Source organism: Ideonella sp. P3_A4, assembly GCF_056403075.1.
Map to the genome: position 1 here is coordinate 1 of NZ_JBFUGE010000550.1, position 4,007 is coordinate 4,007.

The 4,007-nt window shown below is 68.0% G+C and carries 4 protein-coding genes; 2 read left to right on the plus strand and 2 right to left on the minus strand.

The genetic code is table 11. The features are described 5' to 3' along the window. Together AC1DYI_RS28695 and AC1DYI_RS28700 are read left to right on the plus strand one after the other, a co-directional pair. A partial coding sequence (locus AC1DYI_RS28695) for a methyltransferase (RefSeq protein ID WP_477207531.1) occupies positions 1-521 on the plus strand: 521 nt, incomplete at its 5' end. A gap of 85 nt (positions 522-606) precedes the next feature. Further along, positions 607-1,044 (plus strand): ParB N-terminal domain-containing protein, encoded by a 438-nt coding sequence (locus tag AC1DYI_RS28700; protein WP_477207532.1) that lies wholly within the window; start codon positions 607-609, stop codon positions 1,042-1,044. Between the two features lie 18 nt (positions 1,045-1,062). Here the strand turns inward: AC1DYI_RS28700 and AC1DYI_RS28705 are convergent, their stop codons facing one another. After that, positions 1,063-3,351, minus strand: coding sequence for a M20/M25/M40 family metallo-hydrolase (locus tag AC1DYI_RS28705; protein ID WP_477207533.1), 2,289 nt, complete (start codon positions 3,349-3,351; stop codon positions 1,063-1,065). A gap of 51 nt (positions 3,352-3,402) precedes the next feature. Beyond that, on the minus strand, positions 3,403-4,007 hold a 605-nt coding region (locus AC1DYI_RS28710; protein WP_477207534.1), incomplete at its 5' end, for an enoyl-CoA hydratase-related protein.

Consider the following 4,007-nt stretch of genomic DNA (forward strand, 5'->3'; position numbering starts at 1 on the left):
CCTTCAAGCACGTGCTGGACGTAGGCGGTGGCGACGGCACTACCGCGCGCGGCATCGCCTCGCACTTCGGAGCCGCTCGCGTGACCGTGCTCGATCTGCCGACCGTGGCCGAGGTCGGCCGCCAGCAATCCTCCGGCGATCCGCAGGAGCGTGTCGCCTTCGCCGGTGGCGATGCGTTTGCAGGCGCCTGGCCGACGGGCGCCGACTGCGTGCTCTTCTCGGCCTTCCTCGAGATCTTCTCTGAAGACCTCATCCGCAAGGCGCTGGCACAGGCCCACGCCTACCTGCCGGCGGGCGGCCACGTGCTGGTCAACCAGACAGTGTGCAACGACAGCGAGACGGGCCCCGTGTGGCCGGCAGTGCTGTCGCTGTACTTCGCCAACCTCGCTTCGGGCAGCGGCATGACCTACCCGGAAGCCGACTTCGAGCGCTGGTGCCGCGAGGCCGGCTTCGCCAGCTTCCGCGTCGTCAAGGTCGATGGCTCGGATGCCTGCGTGATGATCGCGCGCAAGGGCGACTGAGTCGCCGGCCGCCTCACGCAGCGCGCATGCGGCGCTGCGTGATGGCGGCCGCGCGGCTTTCGAACCTCACATCGAGAAGCGCCCGATGGATTCGTGCCTGCACTACGAATGTGTCCTGACCGAACACGCGCTGCTGCGCGCGTCGGAGGAGGTCGACCCCGCCGATGTCGAAAGGCTCGCGGTGCACATTGCGCAGGCCGGGCACTGGACGACACCGATCCCGATCGAACGCAGCACCGGGATCATCATGGACGGCAACCACCGTTGGCACGCAGCGCGCCTGCTGCGGCTGACCCTGCTGCCGTGCATCCCGCTCGACTATGGCGACCCGCGGGTGCGCATCCTGCGGTGGGACGATGGCTCGGAGTTTCCGGTCACCGACATCCATGCAACGCTGTCGAGCGGGCGCGTGCTGCCCTACAAGTCCACGCGCCACCTCTTTGCGCCGCCGCTGCCCGAGCTGCGTTATGCGCTCGCCAACCTGCGGCGCGTGCCGGCCACCGCCTCCTCCACAGAAGGCTGACCGGCACCGCGGCAAAGCTCAATCGAACTTGACCACCTTCGCCACCTGCAGCGTGTCGCTGCTGCCGAAGGCCTGAGCCACCAGGCCTGCAGGCCGCGGGCCCAAAGCCGGCGGCAAACCGAAGCTGAAGTCGCGCACACGCACCGCGAACGGCGCGCCCGCCTTCACGCGCAGCGTGATCCGCACCGGCTCATCGCCCATCGCGTAGGCGTTCACGCGCCACTTCGACGTCTCGCTGCGGGTGTAGGGCTCACCTTGCACCTCGGCCTGCTGCACCGCGACGCCATCGACGCTGATCTGTATGCGCGGAGCCTGCCGGCCGGAGCGTACGTTCAGCTCGATCACACGTTGTGCGCCTTCGACGCGGTCGCTGCGCACATCGACAGCAGGAGCCTTGTCGAACAGCGGCGGCACCGGCTTCGCCCACACCGGCTCGGCGCTAGGCCCGAAGACCGACTTCAGCGCCACACGCTTCGTGCCAGCGCCAAACAGGTCGCGCGTCCAGGCATCCAGCTCGTCGTTCTCCGACACCAGCCAGGCCTCGTTCGAGTCGGCCGACTGCGCGTAGAGCAGGTTTTCGGGCCTCGGGTGCTGCGCATCAAACCCCGAAGTCCAGGCACCGCCCACCAGCAGCGCAACGGCTGCGACCCACCCGGCATGAACCAGCCAGCGTGACGAGCCCAGCCCCAGCAGCAACGGGCTGGTGATGCCGTACAACAGCGTGGCCGCGACGATCGTCACCACCAGCAGCGCCGGCGTCAGCGCCACGTACAGAAGATGGATCAGCGGCACGAACAGCAGTAGCGCCGGGATCGCGGCCACCAGCGCCAGCAGCGTGGTCACCCGCTCCGACTGTGCAATCTGCGGCACCAACTGCGTAGCCAGCAGCGCTGCCACGGCAGCCAACAACGGCCAGGTGAACAGGAAGGACGCGCCCGGCGCCAGCACCAGCGTCACGACCATCAGGACCACCGGCACCACCAGCGCGGCCAGCGTCAGCTCCATGAACTCGAAGCGACGCCGCAGCACCCGCAACAGCATGACAAAAGCGGTGGCGCTCAACACGCCGAACGCCGCGAGGTACCAGCCACCGTTGTAGGTGCTGCCGTGTGCCGACAGCTGGTAGCCCGGGTGAACGAACAGCAAGCCAAACCAAGCCAGTTGACACAAGCCAGCCAGCACTGCGCTGGCCAGCAGCACGATCAGCGTCGCGATCGCCAGGCGTGTGGCGCGAGCCTTAGCCCGCCGCAGCGCGAGCGCTATCGTCGCCACGAAGAGCGCGAGCACCACCACTGCAGCCACCACCGCCAAACTGGTGCCGTACTGCACCAGCCCGAGACCCGGGACGTCGAAGTAGACGACATCGTCAGCGGTCAGCTTGTCGAGCGACAGCGTGCCGAAATGGCGCGTCAACGCGACGAGGATGTCGCCCTGTTGCTGGAAGGTGGATGGGTCCAGCGCCTCGGCCGTGTCGAGCGCCGTGTGGTAGCTGTTGTAGTTCTCGCCGGCTGCGAAGTTCAGGCCCGGGCCCAAGGGCTTCAGCACGGTGAAGTCGGTGTCGTTGGGCAACGCGCGATACACCTCGTACAAGAGCGAACTGCCCGGGCCTTCAGGCAGCACCGATTGCCACTCGCGGATCAACCGGCCATTGCCTTCGCTGGTCTGGAACATCCACACCGGCCCCGAATTGCCGCGGTATTCGAAGTTGAAGATCACGCCGACGTTCTTCGCCAAGGGGTGCTGGCGAGCGAACAGCGTCGCGCCGAGCAGGCCCGCCTCCTCGCCGTCGCTGAACAGCACCACCACATCGTTGCGCAGCGCTGGCCCCGCTTTCAGCAGGCGCAGCGTTTCGAGGATCGCCGCGACCGAGGCCCCGTCGTCGGCCGCGCCAGGCCCGGCGGGCACCGAGTCGTAGTGAGCTGCCAACAGCACGGCCTTGCCCGGCGTGGTACCGGGCAGGCGCGCGACGATGTTCTGGACCTGGCCGACCGCGCGGTGATCGGTCACGACGGCAGAACCCGACTGGACCTGCGGCTCGAGCCCCAGCGCCTGCAGGCGATCGAGCAGGTAGTCGCGCACCACCGCATGCTGCTCGCTACCCAGTGGATGCGGCGCGGCCGCGATGCGGGTCAGGTCCTGCATCGCACGTGGTAGGTCAAAGTCATGGGCCTGCGCGGCATCCGGCGCGGGCGCGGCTGCATGCCGCAAGCCCGCCATCGTCACCAGCATCAGCCCGAGCAACACGCCCAGGTGCAACCACAAGCTCGAGCCGGTGATCCGTGCCATCGAGGAGGATCGAGTGTTCATGAATTCCCCTTGCTGTTCTGAGTCAGACCTGCGGCCGCTGAAGCCGCGTGTTCATTCGCCGCGCCAGCAAGGCGCGCGCTTCTGTGCGAACGCCCGCGGGCCTTCCTGGCAGTCGGTGCTGTGGCGTCGCACCGTCTCCCACTCGAACTCGGTGTTGAAGGCCTGCTCGACGCTCAGGTGAGCACCGCGGGTGGTGACCTCTTTGATGGCGCGCAGTGACAGCGGTGCGCAGCGCAACAGGTCGTCCACCCAGCCGGTGACGCACTCGTCGAGACGATCCGCTGGCACGACCTCGTTGACAAGCCCCAGTTCGTAGGCCCGCGCCGCCGGCATGCGGCGACCGGTCATCAGGTAGCCCATTGCGATCTTGGGGGGGATCTGGCGCGGCAGCCGAAACAGCCCGCCGGCACCGGGGATCAGCCCCAGCGTGGCTTCGGGCAGCCCGAAGCTCGAATCGTCCGACGCGATGATCAGGTCGCAAGCCAGCGCCAGCTCGAAGCCGCCGCCGATCGCATAACCCGCGACCTTGGCGATGACGGGCTTGCTGAGCGAGAAGCGCTCCGTCAAGCGCGGCCACCCCGGCAAGCCACGGCTGCCGAACGAAGAAGGCGGTGCGCCACCCTCGTTGCGCGCGGCGAGTTCCTTCAGGTCCTGGC

What these genes read in the sequence shown, in the direction of transcription:
- AC1DYI_RS28700 (WP_477207532.1), top strand. Translation starts at nt 607, where the DNA reads ATGGATTCGTGCCTGCACTACGAATGTGTCCTGACCGAACACGCGCTG.
- AC1DYI_RS28705 (WP_477207533.1), bottom strand. Translation starts at nt 3,351, where the DNA reads ATGAACACTCGATCCTCCTCGATGGCACGGATCACCGGCTCGAGCTTG.